Source organism: Micromonospora sp. NPDC049559, assembly GCF_040676675.1.
In the GTDB taxonomy this organism is placed as follows: domain Bacteria; phylum Actinomycetota; class Actinomycetes; order Mycobacteriales; family Micromonosporaceae; genus JBFAPK01.
Genome location: NZ_JBFAPK010000025.1, coordinates 1 through 22,353, shown reverse-complemented (window position 1 = coordinate 22,353; position 22,353 = coordinate 1). Strand labels below are relative to the sequence as shown.

The following is a 22,353-nucleotide window of genomic DNA, read 5'->3' as shown; positions in this document are numbered from 1 at the left end:
TGAACGTCCGACTGCCCATGCCATCGCCTCCCCGTGCGACCACGACACGTACCGGATGCCTCACGCAATCCACTCGTGGCCGAACCCTAACCGGAAGATCGATAGATAGAAAGACCGATCCGTAATATCTTTTCGGCTCCAAGAGCTGAACTGGCGAAGGATTTCATAGATATGCGTGCATATGGTATGGGCCCGGTTCCCGGGCGTAACCAGCGCCGCCGCCGTTCCGCCAGGGCCACCGCGGTACTGATAGCGGCGACCCTGGCCGGCGGCCTGGCCGGCACACCAACACCGGTCGCGGCGGCGCCGACGCCCCCGCCGGGTCGAGCGGAGGCGACCCCGGCCGGGCCCGCGGAGACGCCGCGCGAGGCGCCCGACGCCGCCACCGCGGCGGCCACGGCCCGCCGCACCGGCGCACCCGTCGAGATCACCAGCGAGCGGTCGGAGACGGGCCGCGTCTTCGCGAACCCGTCCGGCAGCCGGACCCTGGAGGAGTACGCCCTGCCGGTGCGCACCCGGCACGGCGACGACTGGGTACCGGTCGATTCACGGCTGGTCCGCAACGCCGACGGCTCGGTGACCCCGGCCGCCACGGTGACCGGGCTGCGCCTCGCCGGCGGCGGCACCGACGCGCTGGTCAGCGCCACAAGGGACGGTAAGAGCCTGACGCTGCGCTGGCCGGCGCCGCTGCCCGCCCCGGTCCTCGACGGGGACACCGCCACCTACCCCGAGGTCCTGCCCGGGGTCGACCTGGTGGTCCGGGTCAACGCCGTCGGCTTCAGCCAGCTGCTGGTGGTCAAGAACGCCGCCGCCGCCGCGAATCCCGCCCTGCGCCGGATCCGCTTCGGCCTCGGCACCCAGGGACTGGCGCTGCGCCGCACCGACGACGGCGGCAGCGTCGCCGTCGACGACCGCGGCGAGGTCGTCTTCCACTCCGGCGCGCCCGCGATGTGGGAGAGCGCCGCCGACGGCTCCGACACCGCCGCCGACGGTACCGCGCCGTCCGGCACGGCTGCGGCGCGCGTCGCCGGCACCGGTACGACCACGGCCGACGTCGAGCCGCGCCGGCGGGAGATGCGCCTGGAGATCGGGGCCGGCGAACTCGCCGTCGTACCGGACCAGGAGCTGCTCACCGCCCCGGACGTGCGGTACCCGCTCTACCTCGACCCCTCCTACAGCGGCGTGCAGTACCGCTGGACCATGGTCAACTCGGCCAAGAAGGACACGTCCTACTGGACCGACGACTACTACCGGGAGGACGCCCGGGTCGGCAAGGTCTACGGCAGCAGCGACGGGCCCTGGCGCACCTTCTTCCAGGTGAAGGTCGCCGGGCTGGCCCGCTCCACCGTCTCCCGGGCCTGGTTCTCCATCACCATGACCCACACCGGCTCCTGCTCGGCGACCAGCGTGGAGCTGTGGCACACCGCCACCATCGACCCGGCGAGCGCGCTGACCTGGAACAACAGCGGCAGCAAGTGGCTGGACGGCAAGGCGCTGGACACGCAGAGCGGCAAGGCGAACAAGTCGGCATGCGCCCAGCCGCCGATGCTGATGGAGTTCGGCGCGGGCAACGACGCCGTCAAGAACGTGGTGCAGCAGGCGGTCAGCGGCACGGCCGGACCGCAGGAGGCGGTCGCCTTCGGGCTGCGCATCCCCTCTGCCAGCGAGGGCGACCAGAACTACTGGAAGAGGTTCGACGAGGCCACCGCCCGGCTGAACGTCGAGTACAACACCCCACCCCTGGCGCCCACGGGTGTGTCGACCGTACCGGGGACGCCGTGCGGCACCGCCACCGCGCCGACCGTACTGAACACGCCCAACCCGGTGCTCGGCGGCTCGGGCTACGACCCGAACGGGGACAACATCACCAACGAGCTGGAGGTGCTCTCCGGCGAGACCGTGCTCACCACCCTCACCTCCGGCACCGTCGGCTCCGGTACCGCCGTCCGGTGGACCGTACCGGGGGGCGTGCTCCCGAGTGACGAGCCGAACGCCGTCTTCAGCTACCGGGCCCGCACCCGCGACGGTGGCCTCGCCGGCGGGTACGGGCCACGCTGCTACTTCACCGTCGACGCGGCGGCCCCCGCCCCGCCGACGATCAGCTCGACCGACTTCCCCGGCACCACCCCGGTACGCGCCGTCGGCGAACCGGGCACCGTCACGCTGACCCGGTCGGCCGCGAACACCGACGTCACCGGCTTCCGCTACGGCTTCAGCTCGGACAACACCTCGATGTACATCCCGGTCCGCGCGGACGGTACCGCCAGCGTGCCGATCACGCTCTGGCCGGACACCCCCGGCGACACCGGGAACGTGACCCGGACCCTCTACGCCCGCACCGTCGACCGGGCCGGCAACGCCAGTTCCCTGAGCGCGGGCTGGACCCTGACGGCCAGCGGCCGGACCGTCGGCACGCCCGGGGTACGCGGCGACGTCAACGGCGACCGACGGGCCGACTTCGCCGCCCTGGTCGACCAGGGCAACAGCCGTACCACCGCCTGGAACTTCACCACCGGGGCGGCCGGCGCCTCCACCGGGTACATCGGCTGGGACGCCGGCGCCAACGGCGGCTTCCCCACCGACCGGATCCGCAGCGCGAGCGGCGACTTCGACGGCGACGGCCGTACCGACATCGCGGTCTTCCGCGAGGACTCCGACCAGCAGGTACGGCTGTTCCTGCTGCGCAGCGACGGCAGCCGCTTCGTCTCGGCGAGCGAGCCGGTCTGGACCGGCAGCGGCATCCGGCTCAGCCACTTCGAGGTCGTGGCCGGCGACTTCGACGCCGACGGCGACGACGACCTGGCCGAGTTCCAGGGGCTGGCCGGTGGCCAGACCCGGCTGCTGCTACAGGCCTCGAACCGGGGACAGTTCGGCGCCCCGGTGCTGCAGTGGGACAGCGGCGCCGGCAACCTGCCGTTCTCCCGGGTCCACGCGGTGGCCGGCGACTTCGACGGCGACGGCGACGACGACGTCGCCAACGTGTACGACGCCGGCGGGCAGCAGGCCCGGGTGCAGCTGCACCCCGCCGACCTCGGCCGCCTCGGCGCGCCGGTGACGCGCTGGGACAGCGGCGCCGGCAACTTCGCCGCCAGCCGGGCGCGCTTCGTCGCCGGCAACGTCACCGGTGACGCGAGCGGCGCCGACGAGATCATCGCGCTGAGCGACCTCGGCAACGCCACGGCCCGGTTGACCGCCATCGGCGGCACCGGTACCACCTGGACCGCGACCACCTGGTGGAGCAGCGCCAGCGGTGCCTTCGACGCCGGGCGGGCGACCATCGCCAGCGGCGACTACGACGGCGACGGCCGGGCCGACCTCGGCGCGCTCGTCGACGGCGGCGCCGGCACCTGGAACCTCTACCAGTTCACCTCGACGGGCAGCTCGTTCGCGGACAAGCAGTCCCGCTGGACCGGTCCGGTCAGCGACGCCAGGCCGGCCGTACGCGTCGAGTCCGGCCGCAAGTACCTGATCCAGCCGGTGCACAGCGACAAGTGCGTCGACGTGGCGGGCGCCAGCGTCGACAACAGCGCCCTGATCAACCAGCGGAGCTGCGTCGTGACCGCCACCTCGGAGCAGTTCCAGCTGGAGCAGCTCGGCGTCGCACCGTACTTCCGGATCAAGAGCACGGCCGGCAAGTGTCTCGACGACAACGCCAACAGCCTGGCCGACAACACCCAGATGATCCAGTACACCTGCGGGACGTTCCAGCCGAACCAGCACTTCCGGATCGACTACGTCTCGGGCACCGCGCCGGACATCCAGGTACAGATCCGCAACGTGCACAGCGACAAGTGCCTGCAGATCAGCGGCGCGAGCATGAGCGACGGGGCGGCGCTGGTGCAGGTGACCTGCTCGGCCACGCCCCCGGCCAACCAGCAGTTCTTCCTCCGCCTCGAACCGTAGGACCCGGCCCGCACCGGGCAACCGTGGCCGGTCCCCGTCGCGCCCGCGACGGCGACCGGCCACGCGCCTGTCGGCGGTACGCCGCGGCACCCCACGGTCCGGCCACGGCCCGGCACCCGCGTGCGGGCCCCACCCCCAGCCCGGCGGCGCGGGTCCACCCCCGGCCGACGGCGTCGCGGGCCCCGCCTTCGGCCCCCGACCGCGACCGACGCAGGGCGACCGGACGCGTCAGGCGAAGAGCGCGCTGACCGACTCGCCGTTGTGGATCCGCCGCATCGCCTCGGCCAGGGCCGGCGCGACCGAGAGCACCCGGAGCTTGGGCACCCGCTTGGCGGCCGGGATCGGCACGGTGTTGGTACAGACGATCTCCAGTACGCCGTCCTGCTCGCCCAGCCGGGTCAGCGCGTCGGCGGAGAAGAGGCCGTGCGTGCAGGCGAGCCGGATCGAGCGGACCTTGAGATCGCGCAGGTGGTCCATCAGCTCGATCATCGTGCTGCCCTTGGCGATCTCGTCGTCCAGGACGATCACGTCCCGGTCCGCCACGTCGCCGATGACCGCGCTGATCTGCACGCGGTCGTCGCTGAAGCGCTGCTTCGCGCCGGCCGCCACGGGCGTGCCGAGCCGGCGGGCGAAGGCGGCGGCCTCCTTGGCGTTGCCGAGGTCGGGCGAGACCACCACGGCGTTGCTCAGGTCGTACTGCTTGAAGTGGTCGGCCAGCTCACGCAGGGCGTGCAGGTGGTCCACCGGCACGCTGAAGAAGCCGTGTACCTGCGGCGAGTGCAGGGTCAGCGCGAGCACCCGGTCGGCGCCGGCCGAGACCAGCAGGTCGGCGACGAGGCGACCACCGATCGAGATGCGGGGGGCGTCCTTCTTGTCCGACCGCGCGTACGCGTAGTGCGGCAGCACGACGGTGATCCGGCCGGCCGAGGCACCGCGCGCCGCGTCGAGCATCAGCAGCAGCTCGACGAGGTTCTCCTGGACCGGCGGTACCAGTGGTTGGATCAGGAACACGTCCCGTTCGCGGCAGTTGCCCTGCAACTGCACCTCAAGACAGTCGTTCGCGAACCGGGAGACCCGGACCGGGTGCAACGGTACGCCCAGGTTGGCGCAGATCTCGGCCGCGAGTTCGGGATGGGCACTTCCGCTGAAAACGGCGATGGCACGCACGTGCGCATCGTAGGGACCCGACGAGCCGAGCGCCCGGTACCGGGTTCGCCCCGGCGCGTCACCAGCTCCGGCCGGTGAGCCGTTCGTAGACCTCGACGTAGCGGGCCCGGGTCGCCTCGACGACCTCGTCCGGCACCGGCGGGGGCGGGGCCTTCTTGTCCCAGCCGCTGCGCACCGCCCAGTCGCGGACGTACTGCTTGTCGAAGGAGTCCTGCGTCCGCCCCGGCTGGTACGACTCCGCCGGCCAGAACCGCGAGGAGTCGGAGGTGAGCACCTCGTCGGCGAGGACCAGCGTGCCGTCCGGCGCCCAGCCGAACTCCAGCTTGGTGTCCGCCACGATGATGCCGCGCTCGGCGGCGAGTTCCGCGCCACGCCGGTAGACCGCCAGCGTGAGGTCCCGCAGCCGCTCCGCGGTCTCCCGGCCGAGCTTGTCGATCACCTCGTCGAGCGTGATGAACTCGTCGTGCTCGCCGACCGGCGCCTTCGTGGTCGGCGTGAAGATCGGCTCGGGCAGGATCGAGGACTCCACCAGCCCCGGCGGCAGCGCGATGCCGGAGACCGAGCCCCGGTCCTGGTACTCCCGCAGCCCGAGGCCGGTCAGGTAGCCGCGGGCGATGCACTCGACCGGGACCATGCTGAGCCGCCGGCAGCGGATCGCCCGGCCGGCGTACTCGGCCGGGACGTCGGTGGCGGAGACGACATGGTTCGGCAGCAGGTCAGCGAGCTGTTCGAACCACCAGAGCGAGAGCGCCGTGAGCAGCTTGCCCTTGTCGGGGATCGGGGTGGGTAGCACCGCGTCGTAGATCGAAATCCGGTCGGAGGCGACGAGGATCAGGTCGTCGCCGTCGGCGTAGACGTCCCGGACCTTGCCCGAGTGCAGCAGTTCCACGCGGGCAAGTACATCACGCCGCCCGGACCGGCCTGACGATCACGGTACCGTTTGTGGCCCACCTGGCCGGTCGGCGGGCGCCCCGGGGCGGGAGCGGCCCCTCGAACCTCCCGGCGATCGATCCCATCGTGGGGCGGTTTGGCCCCGGACGGGCGTTGACACCCGCCACGCCGGCCTGTGTAAATGGTCCGTCCGCCGCACAGCCGCCCGGCGCCCACAGGAGATGCCGTGTCCCTTCCCGCCCCCGGTCCGGCGCAGCCGCCCGGCACCGCCCGGCGCGTACCGTCCCGGCCGACCCGGCGCGGTGTCGTCGCCGGCATGCTCTCCCTCCTTGCCCTGCCCACCCTGGCGGGCTGCGACGACGAGGCGTCCGCCCCGCGCTCGGGCAAGATCGAACTGTCGGTCTTCTGGTGGGGCGCGCAGCGGCGCGCGGCGCTGACCGAGCAGGCGCTCCAGCTCTACTCCCAGCACCACCCGGAGGTCACCTTCCGGGTCACCTGGCAGGGCAACGCGGGCTACTACGACCGCGTCGCCACGGAGGCCGCCGGCGGCAACCCACCCGACCTCTTCCAGATCGACGACAACTACCTGAGCGAGTACGCCCAGCGCCGGATCATCCTCGACCTGACCGACTTCGTGGAGCGCAAGCAGCTCGACCTGAGCGGGCTGCCGAACAGCCTCGCCCAGTACGGGCAGTTGGGCGGCCGGACCATGGCGGTCGCCGGCGCGGAGAACACGCCCGGTCTGATCTTCAACCGGAGCCTGCTGCGCCGGCTCGACCTGCCCGAGCCGCGCATCGGCATGTCGTACGAGGAGTACCTGGACTGGGCGGTCTCGGTGACCGAGCGCAGCGACGGCAAGGTCGCCGGCACGATGGACCCCTCGGCCGACTACAAGGCGCTCTGGCTGTGGCTGCGCAGCCGGGGCCTGGAGCTGTACCGGGGCCGGCAGATGGGCTTCACCGAACCGGACCTGATCGCCTGGTTCGACCTCTGGAAGCAGGCCCGGGCCCGCAGAGCGACGCCCTCGGTCGCGGTCATCCAGCAGGCCGACGGCGGCGACGTGACGCAGCAGCTGGTCGCCACCGGCAAGGCGGCGGCCTCGTTCATGTGGTCCAACCAGCTCTCGGAGCTGCAGAAGAACACGAACGACGAGCTGGACGTGGTGTCGTACCCGGGTGATCCGCGGGCACAGTGGGCCCGCGCCTCGATGTACTGGGCGGCCTTCCGGGGCACCCGGCACCCCGAGGCCGTGGTCGACGTGATCAACTTCCTGACCAACAACCTGGACGCCGGCCGCATCCTCGGCACGGAGCGGGGGCTCAGCGCCAACCTCGGCGTACGGCAGGCCGTGGAGGCATCCCTTACCGACAAGGGGATGAAGCGGACGAGCGCCTTCGAGGCCGAGATGACGAATCGGTTCGGCTCCGCACCGGTACCGCCGCCCAAGGGGCACGCCAAGGTACGGGCGCTGCTCCAGGGGGCCGCGGAGGGCGTCCAGTCGGGCCGCCAGACCAGCCGCGCCGCGGCGATCCGCTTCATCGGCGAGGCGAACGCGGCGCTGACGAGCTGATCCGGCGGGACCCCGGTGGTCAGCGGCGGCGCCGCCGCATGAAGAGCAGCAGGATCAGCACGATCACGCCGACCACCAGCAGGCAGCAGACGAGGCCGAAGAAGCCGAATCCGCCCCGCGACCGGCGGCGGGCCGCCTCGACCACCAGTTCACCCGTCCCGGTGGAGGCCCAGGCCGCGACCGGTACGAAGACGGCCAGGGAGACCGCGGTCACCGTCGCGGCCAGCCGGGCCCACCATCTCGCTACAGAAGTCATGGCTACATCCTCCGACGGGCGCGCAACCCCCGCTGGCCGACGCCGATCCACGGCGCGTCGCCCCGGCCCACCCCGGGGGTCGGGACCGGCGCGAACCCCGGGCGGGTCCTCGGGCAGGGACCCGGCGGGGACCCCGGGCGGGCGGGTCGGTCAGCCGGCCGCCTGGAAGGCGCGCCCGACCTCGGTCGCCTCGGTACCGCTGCGGAACAGGCCGCTGCGGTCCTTGTCGGTCGCCGGCAGCCCGAACCAGGCGTAGCGCTGCACGTACGAGAGGTCGCCCAGCATCCGGGCGGAGGCGGTGACAAAGGCGGCCTGCTGCTGCTGGCTCGGGAACCTCGCGCCCCCGCCCGAGAAGTCGATCAGGGCGTACTCGGTGAGCCAGATCGGCAGGTGGTAGCGGTCGTGGACGGCCTGGAGGTACGACTTCAGCTGCCTGACCGCGTTGGCGGTGACGAAGTCGCCGCCGTACCAGTGCAGCGCGATGAAGTCCACCCGCAGGTTGCGCGCCCGGGCACCCGACATGAACCGGTCGAGCCAGCCGCCGGGGGTGTCACCGCCGAAGGCGACGGCCGGGCTGCCGAGGATGCTCCCCGTCGCCTGTAGCTGCGGCCAGAGGTCCAGCGCCTGTTCGACGCTGAGGTTTGCCTGCCCGCCCATGTCCGGCTCGTTGAAGCCGAGCAGGTACCGGCCGGCGTTCTTGGCCTGCCCCAGGCTGGTCGCGTTGACGTCCTTCGCGCCCCAGATCATCGGTACGAAGCCGACGCCCTTCGGCGTGGTGATCCCCGAGTGCTGCGGCGACCAGGTGTAGTACCAGCTGGCCTTGGAGGCGGCGAGCGCCTGGCTCACGCCGCCGAAGTTCCAGACCGCGACGCCCTTCTTCGGGCTGCTCACGGCGGGCCCCGCCGGGCCGGCCGGGCGCGCGCCGCTCTTCGCCGCCGCGGGGGTCGAGGCGAGCGGGGTGGGCGTGGGCGTCGCCGCCGGCGGCGTGGTCGCGGCGGCCGTGGCGGCGGTGGCCCCGACCACCACGCCCGCGTCGGCCGGCGGGGCCGCCGCGGGCCGCTCGGGCCGGGCCACGATCAGCGCGGCGGCCACCACCGCGACGAGCGCCGCGGCGGCGGCGACCGGTACGAGCACGGCCCGCGGGCGCCCCGAGAGCAGCCGCCGGCCGGACCGCCCACCGGAGGCGGCGCGCCCGGCGGCGCTCGACCCGCCCGAAGCAGCGGTGGTCGACGCGCCCGAACCGGCGGCGAGCGGGTCGCCGGCGGGCGCCGGGCCGTGCCCCGCCGCCGGGCCGCCTCCCACGGGAGCGGCGCCCGGGGCCGGCCCCGCGGGCACCGCGGCGAAGACCCGGTCGGCCAGGCCCGGCGGCAGGGGCAGCAGCGGCAACCCGGCGAGGAGCCGGTCCACCGGAAGGAGGTCGGCGGCGCGCGGCCCGCACTCGGCGCACTCCCGTACGTGCCGCGCCAGCCGCTTGCGCCAGAGCGGAGCCGGTACGCCGTCCCAGCCGGCGGTGGCGGTACGCAGCGCCGGGCAGCCGGGTCGCGCCGCCAGGGCGCGTACCACGGCCCGCGCGGCCCGCAGCTGCTCCTTCATGCGCTGCACCCGTACGGCGGCGTGCTCGCCGGAGACGCCGAGCGCCCCGGCCAGCTCCGCCCGGTCCAGCTCGCCCGTCTCCTCCAGCCACCAGAGGGCGAGCAGTTCCCGGTCGTCCGGGTCGAGCCAGCGGGTCGCCGTCACGACCTCGCGGCGCTGGTCGGTGAGGCCGAGGCGCAGGATCGTGAGGCCGGCGAAGTCCGCGGCCGGGTCGGCCACCTCGTGCGCGACGTCGACGCCGACGACGTGCCCGCGCTCGGTCCGGCGGCGCTGCTCCCAGTCGCGTACCTGCCGGATCGCGATCGCGATCAGCCAGGAGCGGAACGACTCCGGCTCGCGCAGGTCGGCCAGGTGGTGGACCACGCGCAGCAGGGTCTCCTGCACCACGTCGTCGACGTCGGCGTGCCCGCGCAGCGCGCGCCCGACGACGTTGTAGACCAGCGGGAGGCAGTCCGCCACCAGGATGTCGAGCGCCCGGGGGTCGCCCGCCCGGGCCGCGACGACCAGCCCGGTCGCGGGTCCGCTCCGACCGGTTCCGCGCATCACGCCACTCTCCTTCGATCTCCGGCCCACGGGTCGGGGACGACCGGTGCCGATCCTCCCCCGTTGCGGAGACCGGCGGGAGCCGGGGCGGATAACAGTTTCCGGCACCCCAGTCAGTGTCCTTTCGGTCCGTTCCGCCTGATTCATCCCGCTGGCCCGGATAGCCTGGCTTCCGTCGCGGCGTCGATTCGGAAGGGGCGGGGATGACGAACCGCTTGAGAGCGCCGATGGAGACCACGGCACCGATGCGGATGCCGGCGCCGATGGAGGTCGAGCAGGCCACGGCCGACGGGGCGCAGGGGCTTGGGCCCGGCACGCTCGTCGACCTGACCGTGAACGGTGAGGCCCACCGGCTGCTCGTGGACGTCCGCGCCACGCTGCTCGACGTGATCCGGGAGCAGCTCGACCTCACCGGTACGAAGAAGGGCTGCGACCACGGCCAGTGCGGGGCCTGCACGGTGCACGTCGGCGGCGACGCCGTCCTGTCCTGCCTCGCCCTGGCGGTCGCCGTACGGGGGCCGGTGGAGACGATCGAGTCCCTCGCCGCGCCGGACGGCCGGCTGCACCCGATGCAGCAGGCGTTCATCGACCAGGAGGCCCTCCAGTGCGGGTACTGCACCCCGGGCCAGATCATGTCCGCCGTCAGCTGCCTGCGCACCGGCCACGCGGGTTCCGACCCGGAGATCCGCGACTTCATGAGCGGCAACCTCTGCCGGTGCGGCGCGTACCCGCACATCGTCGCCGCGGTGCGGCAGGTCCGCGACGCCGTCGCGGCGGTCCGGGGCTGACGATGCGTCCCTTCGTCTACTCCCGGGTGGCGACCGCCGAGCAGGCCGTGGCCCGGGCCGCCGTGCCCGCCGACACGGTCGAGAGCGCGACCCGGGCGCCGGCCCAGTTCCTGGCCGGCGGCACCAACGTCGTCGACTACTTCAAGCTCGCCTGCTGGGACGCGGTCGAACTGGTCGACATCAACGACCTGCGGGACGAGCACGGCGCGATCGAGGCGCGGCCCGACGGCATCCGGTTCGGCGCGCTCGTCGGGATGCGGCAGGCCGCCGAGGATCCGGACGTGGTCCGGGACTACCCGGTCATCGCCGAGGCGCTGCGCCAGTCCGCGAGCCAGCAGATCCGCAACGTGGGCACGCTCGCCGGCAACGTGCTGCAACGCACCCGCTGCGGCTACTTCCGCGACGTCGACTACGACGAGTGCAACAAGCGCGCCCCCGGGAGCGGCTGCGCGGCCATCGGGGGACCCAACCGGGGGCATGCCGTGCTGGGGGTCGGCGACCGGTGCATCGCCAGCTACCCCGGTGACCTCGCCCCGGCCCTGGTCGCGCTGGACGCGCGGGTGGAGACGCTCGGTCCGCGCGGCGGGCGGACGTTTCCGCTGCGCACCCTCCACACGGGCGCCGAACGGCCGGAGGTCGAGACGATCCTGGCGCCCGGCGAACTGATCACCGGTTTCCTCGTGCCGGCCGGACCGCACACCCGCCGTTCGACGTACGTGAAGGTGCGCGACCGGGAGAGCTACGAGTTCGGCCTCGCCACGGCGGCCGTCGCGCTCGACCTCGCCCCCGACGGGATCGTCCGGGACGCGCGGATCGCGCTCGGCGGCGGGCTGACCTACCGCCCATGGCGGGCGGACGCGGCGGAGGGGTCGCTGCGCGACCAGCCGCTGACCGAGGAGACCGCCGCGGCGGCCGGACGCCTCGCGCTGGAGGGCGCCGTCACCCACGGCGACAACGACTACCTGCCCGAACTGGGGGCCCGGACCGTGGCCCGGGCGCTGCTGCGCGCGGCCCGCATGGTGGACGTGACATGACGGCGACGTTCGACGGCGCGCCGACCCGGATCGGGGCCCCGACGCCCCGGGTGGACGGCTGGATGCGGGTCACCGGCGCCGCCCGGTACGGCTCCGACTACCCGGTCCCCCACCAGGCGTACGCGTACCTGCGCACCAGCGCGATCGCCCGGGGCCGGATCGTCGAGATCGACGAGACCGAGGCGCGGAGCCTGCCCGGGGTGCTGGACGTGTTCACGTACCGCAACGTCGGCGACGCGCTCAAGGCCGGCCGCGACTTCTCCCGGCAGGGGGTCGCCGACTCCACCATGGCCCCGCTCGCCTCGGACGAGATCCGGTACGCCGGCCAGATCGTCGCGCTGGTGGTCGCCGAGTCGTTCGAGCAGGCCCGGGACGCCGCCCTCCGGCTGCGGGTCGAGTACGCGGCCGAGCCGGCGAAGTCGACCTTCGCCGACGACGACCTCGTCCTCTCCCCACGGGCCGGCCAACCGGGGCGGGAGGCGCGCTCGGGTACGGCCGAGCCGGTCGACGCCGAGGGCGTCGGCGACCCGGACCGCGCCCTGGCCGAGGCGCCGGTGACGGTCGACGCCTGGTACGGCACGCCCACGCAGCACCACAACCCGATCGAGTTGTTCACCACCACCTGCGCCTGGACGGACCGCCGGCTCACCGTCTGGGAGTCCACCCGGAACGTGACCGGGTTCCGCAACGGCATAGCGCAGCAGTTGGGCATCGATCCGCAGGACGTGCGGGTGATCTCGCCGTACATCGGCGGCGCGTTCGGGTCGCGCGGCTTCCTGAACTACCGCACCGCGATCGTGGCGCTGGCCGCCCGGCGGCTGAAGCGCCCGGTGCGGCTGGCCGTCACCCGGGCGCAGATGTTCACCATCAGCACGTACCGGGCGGAGACCCGCCAGCACGTCCGGCTCGGCGCGACGCCCGACGGAAAGCTCCAGGCCCTGAGCCACCGGGGTTGGGAGATCAGCAGCCGGCCGGACCCGTTCCGGGTCGCCGGTACCGAGTCCTCGACCCGGCTCTACGCCTGCCCGAACATCGGCGCCGCCGTCACCGTGGTGCACGCCGACCGCAACACGCCCGGGTTCATGCGCTGCCCGCCCGAGGTGGTGTACCTCTTCGCGCTCGAATCCGCGATGGACGAGCTCAGCTACGCCCTCGGCATCGACCCGGTGGAGCTGCGCCGGATCAACGACACGATGATCGAGCCGGTCAACGGCCGCCCGTACACGTCGCGGCACCTGGTGGAGTGCCTCGACGCCGCCGCCTCGGCCTTCGGCTGGGCGGACCGGGACCCGCGCCCCGGGTCGATGCGCGACGGGGACTGGCGGGTCGGGTACGGCTGCGCCGCGCTCAGCCACACCGCGCACATCGCCCCGGCCAGCGCCCGGGTCACGTACTCCTCCCAGGGCTGGGTACGGGTGCAGACCGGCGCGCACGACGTGGGCGGCGGGCTCGGTACCGCGATCGCGATAACGGCGTCCGAGCGGCTGGACGTGCCGCTGGCCCGGATCACGGTACGGCTCGGCGACAGCGACCTGCCGGTCGCGCCGATCGCGGGGGGCTCCATCTCGACCGCGAGCGTCTGCACCGCCGTGGCGAAGGCGTGCGAGGAGGTGCGGGCGCGCCGGGAGCGGGTGGCGCCGCACGACGGCGGCGGCGCGATCGAGGTCTACGCGGAGTCGGTGCCGGACGGCGTACCGGCCGACGGAATGGCGTACCTCTACCGGGGCGCACCGCTGTTCACCGGCGGATACCGGCGGCCCGACCGGGCCCACTGCTCCTTCGGGGCCGTCTTCGTGGAGACCCGGGTCCACCGGCGGACCGGGGAGGTGCGGATTCCCCGGATCGTGGGGGCGTACGCGGCCGGGACGGTGGTCAACCCGAAGACCGCCGAGAGCCAGCTGATGGGCGCCCAGATCTTCGGCGCCGCGGCGGCCCTGCTCGAAGAGACCAGGATCGACCAGCGGTACGCCCGCTACACGAACACCAACCTCGCCGACTACCACCTGCCGGTCAACGCGGACATCGCCGAGCACCGGGTCATCCTGATCCCCGAGCGGGACGAGTCGCTCAACGAACTCGGCGTGAAGGGCATCGGCGAACTCGCGACCAGCGGTGTGAACGCGGCCGTCGCCAACGCGGTGTACCACGCGACCGGTATCCGGATCCGGGACCTGCCGATCCGGCTGGAGCGGCTGCTCGTCCCGGCCGGATGAGCCCCGACGCGCGGGCGGCGTGGAACTCGACCAGGCGGCGGACCGCGTCGGCGTGACGCGGTACCCCGGATGCGAAAAGGCCCCCCGGATCTTCTCCGAGGGACCTTTTCCCTGGTAGCGGGGACAGGATTTGAACCTGCGACCTCTGGGTTATGAGCCCAGCGAGCTACCGAGCTGCTCCACCCCGCGTCGACGTACTGATCTTACCCCATCGGCCGGACCGCCTCCGACCGCATTCCCCGGCGCGACGAGTCCGACCGCATTTCCGGTGCGAAGCAGGCGGGCTGGTACGCCCCCGTCCGGGGTACCAGCCCGCCACCTCGACGCCCTCGCCCTGGCCACCGAGATCGACAAGCGCGAGGAGCAGGCCCGGGCCCGCGCCGGGCTCGCCCGGCTGGGCGCGGCGGATCGGCTGGGCGCGGCGGATCGGCTGGGCGCGGCGGATCGGGCCGGAGACGAATCAAGGGCCCATCCCGAACGCTCCGGGATGAGCCCTTGATCTTCGTAGCGGGGACAGGATTTGAACCTGCGACCTCTGGGTTATGAGCCCAGCGAGCTACCGAGCTGCTCCACCCCGCGTCGGCCCGTTAACACTAGCGCACCCCGTACCCGGCCCGCAAAACGACCCCGAGTACCCCGTTCGTACCCCGTCTGAACTGCGGCTTTACGTTCCGGGTCGGCGCGTCGCGGCGCCCTCGCCCGCCCGGGTTCCCGGGTCGGCTGCGCCGGAACGGACTCCGGCCCGGCCGAAGATCGGCCGGGCCGCGACCGGGTCAGCTGGGATCCGGGTCAGCTGCTCGCCGTCGGGTTCGGGCTCGCCGGGGGCGCCGAGCCGCCGGGCGCGCCGCTCGGCGACGGGCTGCCCGAGGGGCTGGGCGGCGCCGGCGGCGGGGCCGCCGCCTTCTGGGCCGCCTGGAACGCCGTCATCGCCTCGTCGAGGCCCTTGAGCGCCCGCCCGTACCGCTCGAAGTCGCCGGAGGTCTGCGCCGCCTTCACCTCGGCGATGGCCGCCTGGAGCTTGTTCGCGGCGTCGGCCAGCTCGCCGGTGAGCGGCGGCACGTTGCCCGGCGGCGGGTTGTTGCCGGTGGCCGGCGGCGGCGGGTTGTTGCCCGTGCCCGCCTGTTTGCCCTGCTCGACGAGCTGTTTGATGCCGTCCTGGAGGTTGTTCGCGAGCACCACGTACGAGCCGCCGTCGCCGTACGACAGCAGCACCCGCTGGAGCACCGGATAGGCGTCCTGCTGGTTGGTCTTCACGTAGACCGGCTCGACGTAGAGCATGCCGTCGCCGAACGGCAGCGAGAGCAGGTTGCCGTACTGGACCTGGGCCTTGCCGTCGGCCTGCAACTGGCTGATCTGCTGCCGGATGTTGGCGTTGTTGGTCATCTGCTGGTGCACCTGGACCGGACCCGAGACCACCGTCTGGTCCGGCAGCTCCAGCACCTCCAGCTTCGGCCGCCCGTCGACGTACGAGCCGGAGATCAGCGCCGCGAGGTTCTGCCGCCCCAGCGGGGTGACCGCCGAGGTGAGCTGGAAGCGCGGCCCGTCCTGCCCGGGGAACTGGGTCAGCAGGTAGTACGGCGGCTGCTTCTGGCCGGTGTCCGGCGCGTCCGGGACGTTCGGGACCTCCCAGAAGTCCTGCCCGGAGAAGAAGTCACCGGCGTCGGTGACGTGGAACTTCGCCAGCAGGTTGCGCTGCACCTTGAACAGGTCGGCCGGGTAGCGGAAGTGCGCGGCCAGCTCCGGCGGGATCTGCGACTTGGGGATCACGAGGTCCCCGCCAAACGCCTTGTTCCACGCCTTGAGCACCGGGTCGGTGTCGTCGAACTGGTAGAGCTTGACCGTGCCGTCGTACGCGTCGACGGTCGCCTTCACCGAGTTGCGGATGTAGTTGACGTTCTCCCGGGCGAGCTGGAAGGTGCCCCGGCCGGTCAGCTCGTCGGCCGTCTCGGACTGCAGGTTCACCTGTTCGGCGTAGGGGTAGGTGGCGGCGGTGGTGTAGCCGTCCACGATCCACTGGATCCGCCCGTCCACCACGGCCGGGTACGGGTCGCCGTCGAGCGTCAGGAACGGCGCCACCTTCTCGACCCGGTCCCGCGGATTGCGTACGTAGAGCAGCTTCGAGTTGTCGTTGACCGCCGCGGAGAGCAGGAAGTTGCTCTCCTGTTCCTTGATCGCGTAGAGCAGCCGGCGGGTGAAGGAGCCGATCTTGACCCCGCCCTCGCCGTCGTAGGTCGTGTACTGCTCGCCGCCGGCCCCGGTGGGGCGGTCGAACTCGACGTTGCGCTTCGAGTCGGTCTGCCCGACGATCGCGTAGTCGCTGTCGTCCATCTGCTCGCCGTAGTAGATCCGCGGCTGCTCGACGGGGATCTGCTCGCTCGCCGACGAGCAGGCGTCCTTGGAGCGCTCGCCGAGGAACCCGGAGACGAAGTACGGCTGACCGCCGCAGACCACCTGGTTGGCCGGCGCGCCGACCAGGCCGTACCCGTGGGTGTAGATGGTGTGCCGGTTGATCCAGTTGCTCTGCTGCTCGGTCAGCGCGCCGTAATTGATCTCCCGCATCCCGACCACGAAGTCCTGGGTCCTGCCGTTGACCGCGTAGCGGTCGATGTCGAGCTTCTCGCCGAAGTCGTAGAAGCCCCGGACCTGCTGGAGCTGGGTGTAGGTCTGGGAGACCAGCTGCGGGTCGAGCAGCCGGGTGTTCTGCACCACGCTGGTGTCGGTGGCCAGGGAGGCCGGCGGGGTCAGGTTCGCCGCGGCGTACGGCGTCGACGCCGTGGCGGTCAGCCCGAACGCGTCCCGGGTCGCCCGGATGCTGCGCTCGATGTACGGCGCCTCCTTGTCCCGCGCGCTCGGCTTGACCTCGAAGGTCTGCACCGCCCACGGGTAGATGCCGCCGATCGCCACCGCCGAGACGCCGAGCAGGGCCAGCGAGATGCCCGGCCAGACCAGGTTTCGCATCACCGCGTTGGAGAAGATGATGATCGCGATCGCCACGACGATCGAGATGTAGGCGAGGATCTCCTTGGCCGGCAGCAGCGCGTTGATGTCGGCGTAGCCGGCGCCGTACAGCTTGGCGCCCTCGTTGTACTCCAGCAGCATGGCCCGCCGGTCGAGCACGTACGCGACGGCCTTGAAGAGCACGAAGACCGCCACCAGGGTGGTCAGGTGGGCCCGCGCCGCGCCGGTCATCCGGTCGCCGACCCCCTGCAGCCGCACCCCGCCGAAGATGTAGTGCATGGCGAGCGAGCCGATCACGGCCAGCACGACCGCGGTGAAGCCGAGCGCCAGCAGGTAGCGCCAGAACGGGTACTGAAAGACGTAGAAGCCGATGTCGACCTTGAACTCAGGATCCTCCACCCCGAAGGTCTGCGCGTTGCGGAAGAGCAGCCACTGGCTCCACCGGCTCTGCGCGGAGAGACCGGCGAAGAGCCCGACGACGACCGCCAGCAGCGTGATCCAGGTGCCGATCCGCGGCGACAGGACCTGCCGGTATCGCTCCAGCGTGGCCTGCTCCGCCGAGGGCGGACGCAGGGTCGGGCGGAGCCGGTACGCCAGCCAGAGGTTGCCACCGATCATGACGGCCATCGCGAGCGCCGCCGCCACGAAGAGCAGTACCCGGGTGACCAGCACCCCGGTGAAGACCTGGGTGTAGTCGACCTCCTGGAACCACAGCCAGTCCGTCCATGCCTGCACACCCCAGCCGAGCAGGGTGAAGAGCAGGAAGACCGCGAGCAGCACGCCGACCGTGACGCGGCCGCGCCGGCTCATTCTCGGTAGAGGACTGCTACGCATGACCACTGTTGGCTCCGCACGCTCGAGGGTGACCGGCTCCGATCAGGCACCGAGGCCGTGTTCCACCGGCCTCGCCCTAGACGGCTTAGCGTACGGGGTCTTCCTGAGCGTCACTGACCAGGCCAGCGTGACGGTCAGCAACGTGGAGGTTGACCGCCCGCTCGCAGGGTGTCCAGCGCCGAGAGCGCGTCGTCGAGCGTGGCAATTTTGATCATGGGCAGGCCGGGCTGCGGGTTGCGCACCGCCTCCGCGCAGTTGTCGGCCGGTACGAGGAAGACCTTCGCGCCGGCGTGCTTGGCGCCCACGAGCTTCTGCGGGATGCCGCCGATCGGCCCGACCCGACCCTCGTCGTCGATGGTGCCCGTACCGGCGATGATCTTCCCACCGGTCAGGTCCACGTCCGTGCGGAGCTTGTCGATGATCCCGAGGGCGAACATCAGGCCGGCGCTCGGGCCGCCGATGTCGTTGAGATCGATCTTGAGTTCGAACGGGTGCGGCTGCCGCTGCTCGATGGTGACCCCGATCCGGGGCGTACCGTCCTGCGCCCGGCTCGTGATGGTCGCGGTGGCCGGCTTGCCGTCGCGGAGGTAGGCGACGGTGCGGGCCGTACCGGCCGGCTTGGCCCGGACCAGCTCGGTGAGCTTCTGGCCGACCGTCACCTCCTGCCCGTCGACCGCGGTGATCACGTCGCCGGCCCGCAGCACCCCGGCCGAGGGGCCGTCCGCGGTGACCTCCTTGACCACCACCTGCACCGGGAAGCCCAGCTCGCGCAGGGCCGCGGTCTCCGCGCTGGACTGCGAGGCCGCGAAGTCCTCGGCGTTGCGCTGCTCCACCTGCTGCTCGGACTGGCCCGGCGGGTAGATCAACTCGCGCGGCACCACGGCCTCGTCGGCCGAGAACCAGCCGACGATCGCCGCGAGCAGCTTCGGGTCCGGCTGGACGCCCACCGTGGTCAGCCGGAGCTGCCCGGCCGAGGTGGAGGTCTCCCGCCCGGAAACCTGGATCACCGGCTTGCCGTCGGAGTCGCCCAGCGTGTTCACCGTCGGCCCGGGCCCCAACACCACGTACGGGATGGGTGCCGCGAGCACACCGATGCTGAGCAGCAGGGTGACCAGCGCGCCGAGGAGGACCGTGACGCCGCGACGTTTCATGCGCCAGAGCGTACCGAGCGCGACCCGGGGTGCCCCCGGGACGACCCGGACTTCGCCCTGAGCGCAACGCCGGGGACGGCGTTTCGCGGGGTGGCACGCGTACCGTAGGTGTCGTGCCTGATATCCCGTTCGGCTTCGCGCTACCGGGCGGCCAGCCGCCCGACCCCAATGATCCCGCCCAGATGCAGCAGTTCATGGCGCAGCTCCAGCAGCTGTTCGCCGCGCCGGGCAGCGGCCCGGTCAACTGGGACCTGGCCCGTCAGGTAGCGGCGAGCCAGCTCGCCTCGGCGGGCGATCCGGCGGTCACGCCGTACGAGCGCAACGCCGTCGAGGAGGCGTTGCGCCTGGCCGACCTGTGGCTTGAGCCCACCTCGGCGCTGCCCTCCGGCATCCACACCTCGGTCGCCTGGAACCGCAACGAGTGGATCTACAAGACCCTCGACGTCTGGCGCAAGCTCTGCGACCCGGTCGCGGCGCGGATGGTCGGCGCGATGGGCGACCTGGTACCGCCGGAGGCGCGGGCCCAACTCGGCCCGATGCAGTCCATGGTCGCCACGCTCGGTGGCGCCCTCTTCGGCGGGCAACTCGGTCAGGCACTCGGGTCGCTCGCCGCCGAGGTGCTCTCCGCCGGCGAGATCGGGCTGCCGCTCGGCCCGGCCGGTACGGCCGCCCTGCTGCCGGCGAACATCCGCGAGTACGGCAGCGGTCTGGAGCTGCCCGAGGACGAGGTACGCCTCTACGTGGCGCTGCGCGAGGCGGCCCACCAGCGGCTCTTCGAACACGTACCGTGGCTGCGCGGGCACGTGCTGAGCGCGGTGGAGCTGTACGCCGCGGGCATCACGGTCAACCGCGAGGCGATCGAGGAGGCGATGGGTCGGGTCGACCCGAGCAACCCCGAGTCCCTCCAGGCGATGGCGCTCGAAGGCATCTTCACCCCGGAGGACACCCCGGCGCAGAAGGCGTCCCTGGCCCGGCTGGAGACCGCGCTGGCCCTGGTCGAGGGCTGGGTCTGCCACGTGGTCGACAGCGCCGCCGGCGACCGGCTGCCCAACGTGGTCCGGCTCGCCGAGGCGTTCCGCCGTCGCCGCGCCGCCGGCGGTCCCGCCGAGCAGACCTTCGTGGCCCTGGTCGGGTTGGAGCTGCGCCCACGGCGGCTGCGCGAGGCCGCCGCGCTCTGGGCCGCGCTGACCGAGCACCGGGGCATCGCCGGCCGGGACGCCCTCTGGGGCCACCCGGACCTGCTCCCCTCCGGGGACGACTTCGCCGACCCGGAGGCGTTCGCCCGCGCCCAGCTCGACCTGGGCGACCTCGACGACTTCGACTTCGACCAGCTCGGCGAGGCCGGCGACGAGCCGGGCGCCGGCGGGGAGAAGCCGGACGCCTCCTGACTCGGAACGCCGGGCCGGCGGCACGACCGCCGGCCCGGCTCCCGGCTCCTCCGCCCGTTCCAGGGCGGGCGGCGGCTACGGCGCGGAGAGCAGCACCCGGGTCGCGTCCCAGCCCTCCACCATCGGGTCGAGCGTGGCCAGGTCCGCGGGGCCGCGCAGCCGGCGCCAGGACGGGGTCACCGCGACCTCGGCGGGACGCGGCGCCCCGGCTCGCAGCCCCGCGGGTGTGACCACCCCGTCGAGCTCCACGGCCGGCAACCACTCCGGCGCGGGCAGCCGCGCCGCCAGCCCGAGCAGGCCACCCCGGCCCGAGCCGTCCGGGGCCACGGCCACAGCCCGGCTGGTCAGCGGCCGCAGCAGCTTGCCGACGACCAACCCGGGCAGGTCGGGCGCGTCCGCGGCGATCACGGCGGCCTGGTCGTACCCGTCGGCCGCCGCGGCGGCGAGCACGGCGTTGACGGTACGGTCGGGCAGGTCGTACACCGGCATGCCCGGCCACGAGACGGCGTCCGCCAGCGGTCGTTCGGCGGCGGTCGCCGCGAGCGCCGGCTCCACCTCGTTGAGCGTGGCGATCAGGTCGACCACGTCCTCGGCCAGGGCGGCCCGCCAGGATTCCGGATCGATGCCGGGCGGCGCCCAACCGACCGGGCCGAGCAGAGCCACCACCACTCGTCGCGCCATGCGCCGACGGTAGCGGGTGATGCGGCGGGGCGGTCCCGCGGGCGGATCAGGCGGTGTCGTCGGCGAGCACCAGCCCGGCCGCGGCGGCGACCCCCTCCAGGTAGCCCCGGGCGCGCTCCGCCTTCGGGTACCGGCCCACGAGCGCCCAGAACCGGGCGTTGTGGCTCGGCACCACCAGGTGCGCCAGCTCGTGCAGGAGGACGTAGTCGATGACCCAGTCCGGCATGTCCTGGATCCGGTGCGAGATGCGGATGGTCCGGTCCGCCGGGGTGCAGGAGCCCCAACGGCCGTTCTGGTTGGTCACCCAGCGGACGCTGACCGGTACGGCGGCGCGGCCGTGCTCGTGCAGGTACCGGTCGATCAGGCGGCGGGCCCGCGCGAACAGCTCCTCGTCGGAGCAGCCGTAACGCTCCTCCTTGGCGGCGAGGCGGGCGAGCATGCGGTCCACCCACTCGCTCTCTTCGGCCCGGGAGAACTGGTCCGGGATGAGGACGACCACGCGTTCGCCGTCCCGGTAGGCGGACACCGTCCGGCGCCGACGCTCGCTGCGCCGTACCTCTACGACCGGCTTCCGCGCCCCAGCCATTATCGGCCCGCGTCGCCCCGGGTTCCGTTCACGAAGGAAAGCTAATGCGCTTTGACCTGCTCACCGCAAGAGTCAACGCGCCGGGGGGTGCCGGAAAAGTACAAATTGATGGTCGGGTGTCCCAAAAAAATTTGTTGAGGATTCTTCAACGAAGGTATCGGGGTTCCGAAATACCGTTCGCCCGGCGCGGTCCGACCCGACTTCCGCCAACTTAGTCGATCACGGCCCGTAACCTCAGGGGACCTCCCCCGGGCCATCTTGAGCGGTTCACCCGGCGTGTCCCTGCGAAACTGACTTATCCGACCTATTCCGGCATGCACACTCTCGTCGTCGGCTTCCTCACAGTGTCGATGCATGGCTCGCATGGAACCGCCCCGACCTGGGTAGGGTCCGCGGACCGGCGGTCACGAGGTGGCCGCGGAACAATTCCCAGGCGTCGGAGCCGCGTGGCCCGCCGCCGGGCGCCCCGTCGGGATCAGCAGATCCGGACGGATTAGGACTAGGAGGGCATCGTGGCCGAAACGGCCCAGACTTACAACGGGTACTGCGTGAAGTGCAAGGAGAAGCGCGACTTCGAGGGCACGGTCGAGGTCTCGAAGACCGGGATGAACATGGCCAAGGGCAAGTGTCCGGTCTGCGGGACAACAGTGAACCGGATCCTCGGCAAGGCGAAGGTCTGACCGCACCGCTCAGCGCGCGGAACCGCGGGAGGGGTGGCCGGCCGGAAGCCGTACAGCACGTCGAGCCGGTCCACCTCGTTCTCGATCGGGGTCGCCGCCTCGAGCGCGAAGACGTGG

The 22,353-nt window shown here is 72.5% G+C and carries 16 protein-coding genes and 2 tRNA genes; 8 read left to right on the top strand and 10 right to left on the bottom strand.

Features of this window, described 5'->3' with window-relative positions; all coding sequences use genetic code 11:
• Positions 1–171: 171 nt before the first annotated feature.
• Positions 172–3,903, top strand: coding sequence for an RICIN domain-containing protein (locus tag AB0J86_RS24445; protein ID WP_363859924.1), 3,732 nt, complete (start codon positions 172–174; stop codon positions 3,901–3,903).
• A 228-nt stretch (positions 3,904–4,131) separates the two neighbouring features.
• Here the strand turns inward: AB0J86_RS24445 and AB0J86_RS24440 are convergent, their stop codons facing one another.
• Together AB0J86_RS24440 and AB0J86_RS24435 are read right to left on the bottom strand one after the other, a co-directional pair.
• Positions 4,132–5,070 carry a ribose-phosphate pyrophosphokinase gene (locus tag AB0J86_RS24440; protein WP_363859923.1) on the bottom strand — a complete coding sequence of 313 codons (939 nt, stop codon included), beginning with the start codon at positions 5,068–5,070 and terminating at the stop codon, positions 4,132–4,134.
• Positions 5,071–5,128: 58 nt separating this feature from the next.
• Positions 5,129–5,959, bottom strand: coding sequence for a phosphoribosylaminoimidazolesuccinocarboxamide synthase (locus tag AB0J86_RS24435; RefSeq protein ID WP_363859922.1), 831 nt, complete (start codon positions 5,957–5,959; stop codon positions 5,129–5,131).
• A gap of 228 nt (positions 5,960–6,187) precedes the next feature.
• On the opposite strand from AB0J86_RS24435, the gene AB0J86_RS24430 reads away from it, so the two are divergent.
• Positions 6,188–7,531, top strand: a complete 1,344-nt coding sequence (locus AB0J86_RS24430) for an ABC transporter substrate-binding protein (protein ID WP_363859921.1) — start codon at positions 6,188–6,190, stop codon at positions 7,529–7,531.
• Between the two features lie 19 nt (positions 7,532–7,550).
• On the opposite strand, the gene AB0J86_RS24425 is transcribed toward AB0J86_RS24430, so the two are convergent.
• Positions 7,551–7,787, bottom strand: coding sequence for a hypothetical protein (locus AB0J86_RS24425; protein ID WP_363859920.1), 237 nt, complete (start codon positions 7,785–7,787; stop codon positions 7,551–7,553).
• A gap of 150 nt (positions 7,788–7,937) precedes the next feature.
• Positions 7,938–9,923 carry a sigma-70 family RNA polymerase sigma factor gene (locus tag AB0J86_RS24420; RefSeq protein WP_363860010.1) on the bottom strand — a complete coding sequence of 662 codons (1,986 nt, stop codon included), beginning with the start codon at positions 9,921–9,923 and terminating at the stop codon, positions 7,938–7,940.
• A gap of 263 nt (positions 9,924–10,186) precedes the next feature.
• Between AB0J86_RS24420 and AB0J86_RS24415 the strand changes: the two genes are divergently transcribed.
• Genes AB0J86_RS24415 through AB0J86_RS24405 form a run of 3 tightly spaced genes read left to right on the top strand, consistent with a single transcriptional unit; the run spans position 10,187 to position 13,958 of the window.
• Positions 10,187–10,711 (top strand): (2Fe-2S)-binding protein, encoded by a 525-nt coding sequence (locus tag AB0J86_RS24415; protein ID WP_363860009.1) that lies wholly within the window; start codon positions 10,187–10,189, stop codon positions 10,709–10,711.
• Between the two features lie 2 nt (positions 10,712–10,713).
• Positions 10,714–11,745, top strand: coding sequence for an FAD binding domain-containing protein (locus AB0J86_RS24410; protein ID WP_363859919.1), 1,032 nt, complete (start codon positions 10,714–10,716; stop codon positions 11,743–11,745).
• The gene (locus tag AB0J86_RS24405) at positions 11,742–13,958 is read left to right on the top strand and encodes a xanthine dehydrogenase family protein molybdopterin-binding subunit (RefSeq protein WP_363859918.1); all 2,217 of its coding nucleotides are present in this window, start codon (positions 11,742–11,744) and stop codon (positions 13,956–13,958) included. Before AB0J86_RS24410 ends, AB0J86_RS24405 begins: the two co-directional genes overlap by 4 nt.
• A 112-nt stretch (positions 13,959–14,070) precedes the next feature.
• Here the strand turns inward: AB0J86_RS24405 and AB0J86_RS24400 are convergent.
• Positions 14,071–14,147, bottom strand: a tRNA-Met gene (locus AB0J86_RS24400).
• A 79-nt stretch (positions 14,148–14,226) separates the two neighbouring features.
• Here AB0J86_RS24400 and AB0J86_RS24395 point away from each other — a divergent pair.
• Complete coding sequence (locus AB0J86_RS24395; protein WP_363859917.1) at positions 14,227–14,457, top strand: hypothetical protein; 231 nt, start codon at positions 14,227–14,229, stop codon at positions 14,455–14,457.
• Between the two features lie 6 nt (positions 14,458–14,463).
• On the opposite strand, the gene AB0J86_RS24390 is transcribed toward AB0J86_RS24395, so the two are convergent.
• The 3 genes from AB0J86_RS24390 to AB0J86_RS24380 form a co-directional block, all read right to left on the bottom strand.
• Positions 14,464–14,537: transfer RNA gene (locus AB0J86_RS24390), tRNA-Met, on the bottom strand.
• A 210-nt stretch (positions 14,538–14,747) separates the two neighbouring features.
• On the bottom strand, positions 14,748–17,750 hold the full coding sequence (locus tag AB0J86_RS24385) for a UPF0182 family protein (RefSeq protein WP_363859916.1): 3,003 nt from the start codon (positions 17,748–17,750) through the stop codon (positions 14,748–14,750).
• A 134-nt stretch (positions 17,751–17,884) separates the two neighbouring features.
• Positions 17,885–18,901, bottom strand: a complete 1,017-nt coding sequence (locus AB0J86_RS24380; RefSeq protein WP_363859915.1) for a PDZ domain-containing protein — start codon at positions 18,899–18,901, stop codon at positions 17,885–17,887.
• Between the two features lie 182 nt (positions 18,902–19,083).
• Here AB0J86_RS24380 and AB0J86_RS24375 point away from each other — a divergent pair, with 182 nt between their 5' ends.
• Positions 19,084–20,289, top strand: coding sequence for a zinc-dependent metalloprotease (locus tag AB0J86_RS24375; RefSeq protein ID WP_363860008.1), 1,206 nt, complete (start codon positions 19,084–19,086; stop codon positions 20,287–20,289).
• A 75-nt stretch (positions 20,290–20,364) separates the two neighbouring features.
• On the opposite strand, the gene AB0J86_RS24370 is transcribed toward AB0J86_RS24375, so the two are convergent.
• Positions 20,365–20,970: a hypothetical protein gene (locus tag AB0J86_RS24370; RefSeq protein ID WP_363859914.1), complete on the bottom strand. Its 606-nt coding sequence runs from the start codon at positions 20,968–20,970 to the stop codon at positions 20,365–20,367.
• Positions 20,971–21,016: 46 nt separating this feature from the next.
• Positions 21,017–21,556: a M48 family metallopeptidase gene (locus AB0J86_RS24365; RefSeq protein WP_363859913.1), complete on the bottom strand. Its 540-nt coding sequence runs from the start codon at positions 21,554–21,556 to the stop codon at positions 21,017–21,019.
• 512 nt (positions 21,557–22,068) lie between these two features.
• Here AB0J86_RS24365 and AB0J86_RS24360 point away from each other — a divergent pair.
• A complete protein-coding gene (locus AB0J86_RS24360; RefSeq protein ID WP_363859912.1) occupies positions 22,069–22,236 on the top strand; it encodes a DUF5679 domain-containing protein in 168 nt (55 codons plus the stop codon).
• Positions 22,237–22,353: the final 117 nt, after the last annotated feature.